At 77.0% G+C, this 2,108-nt stretch carries 2 protein-coding genes; both read left to right on the top strand.

Features of this window, described 5'->3' with window-relative positions; all coding sequences use genetic code 11:
* Positions 1-459 precede the first annotated feature (459 nt).
* On the top strand, positions 460-855 hold the full coding sequence (locus ACTUAL_RS11125; RefSeq protein WP_440900196.1) for a hypothetical protein: 396 nt from the start codon (positions 460-462) through the stop codon (positions 853-855).
* A gap of 236 nt (positions 856-1,091) precedes the next feature.
* On the top strand, positions 1,092-2,108 hold a 1,017-nt coding region (locus ACTUAL_RS11120), incomplete at its 3' end, for a GNAT family N-acetyltransferase (protein ID WP_440900195.1).

The raw sequence follows: 2,108 nt of genomic DNA, 5'->3' as shown, positions 1-2,108 counted from the left end.
TGTGGGGCGCGCGGGGGGGGGCGGGGGCGCGGCGCCGGGGGGGCGGGGATAGAGGCCCCGGGGGCGCCACCCCGGTTGCCCGGACCCGTCGTGGGGTCCTCAGCGCCTCGTCGGTGGGGCATCCGCCCGCCCACCTACGAGGGACGTTGGTGTGGTTCCCGCCACAAAACGATAGTTGGTCTAGACCAGTGGCGTCAATACGGCGACCGGCGGCAACCGTGCACGTTCCGTTACCGGCGCGTTGCTTTTGCGTGACGTACCAGCGGCTCCCCCCGAACGGCCGATCGGAGTGCCTGAACGGTCCGCGACCGTCAGGCGCAGCGGGGTGCGCGCCGATGGCCCAAGCGGTGGGGCCGGGCGCGGAGACAGGGGTGCGGATCACCCCGCGCCGAGCGGTACTGTCAGCCCCGCCCACCCCCGCGCGGGGCGTCCGGGCGGGATCTTCCGAGGAGGCTGCGGGTGCGGGTGGTGTGGGCTGCGGGCGGCCTGGCGCTGGCCACTTCGGCTCTGGCGGGGGTCCTCATCGGCGTGTACGTCAGCGGGGACGAGACCGAGGGCGGCATCCCGTCTCCGACCTGGTCGACGGGGGTGTCGTCGAGCGCGCCCAGCTCCTCCGAGGCGCCGCCGAGCAGCAGCTCCGCGCCCTCGTCGCCGGTGGCGACCAGCACGACCACCACCACGACGACGAGGACGACCACGACGACCCGCGAGCAGGCGCCGCCGCAGGTCGAGGAACCGCCCAAGGCGGAGGAGCCGACCAAGGCCGCGGAGCCCGCGCCGACCACCACGACGACTACCAAGGGGTGGGAGTGCGGGCCGCTGAACCTGTTCCCGCCGGACCACTGCAAGGACTGACCCGACCGGCCCGGTGACGGGCGGTGACGGGTGGTCGCGGTGAGTGTGAACGCGGCGGGCCCGGCGGGCGAGGGGTGTGAACCCCGCGCGGGGGCGGACCGGGCTCGCGGGGAGCGGACCACCGCCGGACGTCGCGGCGGGTGTGGACCAGCGGGGCGGGAGGTTCAGGGGTCGGTGGTCGCAGGCGGAAACGCCACCGTCCCCCGGCCGCAACGTGGCCGCGCCACCCTGTGGCGATGGACCCGACACCGAAGACCTGGCGGCTGCGGTTCGAGCTGCCCGACAGCCCCGGAGCCCTGGCCAGGGTGAGCATCAGGCTCGCCGCGCGCGACTGCAACGTGCTGGCCCTGTCGGCGATCCCGGTGCCCGGCGGCGTGGTGGACGAGCTGGTGGTGACCACCGGGCCGGGCGTGCTGCCCGCCGACCTGGTCGAGGAGATCCGCGCCGAGGGGGCCCGCGCGGTCGGGATCACCCGCGCCGACGTGCGCGACCTGGTCGACGCGCCCGCCGCCGCGCTGCGCGCCGCCTCCGCCGCGCTGACCGACCCGGCCGCGCTGGCCGAGGCGCTGCGGTCGGTGCTGGGCGCGGACTGGGTGCGGGCGCTGCCCGAGCCTCCGGAGCAGGACGGGAACACCGCGCACCTGCTGTCCTCGGACGGGGTGACCGTGGTCGCCCGGCGCGCGTGGACGCCGTTCACCGAGGTGGAGCTGACCAGGGCGCGGGCGCTGGCGGAGCTGGTGGGCGCGACCGGGGCGAGCGCGCCGACCGGGACGGTGACCGGCGACGGGATGGCCGTGGTGATCCGGACCGGGCTGCCCTCGGACGAGGCGGCGGTGGCCGCTCTGCACGGGCGGTGCTCGAAGCGGTCGCTGTTCGCCCGCTACCACGCGGGCGTGAGCGCCCTGCCGCGCCGCTGGCTGCACCGGCTGCTGGCCCCGCCGAGGGGGACGGCGCTGGTGGCGCAGTGCGCGGACCGGGTGGTGGCGATCGGCCAGCTGATCCGCACCTCCGAGCCCGAGGTGGCCGAGGTGTCGGTGCTGGTGGAGGACGAGTGGCAGCGGCGCGGGATCGGGGCGGCGCTGCTGGCGCAGCTGGCGCGGGCGGCGCGCGCGGACGGGCGCCGGGAGCTGGTGGCGTGGTGCCTGCCGGAGGAGACCGGGCTGCGGCGCGCGGCGGAGCGGGCCGGGCTGGTGTGCTCGGCGCGGCGCGAGGACGGGGCGCTGCGGGTGTCCATCGCGGTGCGCGGGGACGCC

The sequence above is a fragment of the Actinosynnema sp. genome, from assembly GCF_052038725.1.
This window is presented reverse-complemented; position numbering and strand designations above follow the sequence as displayed.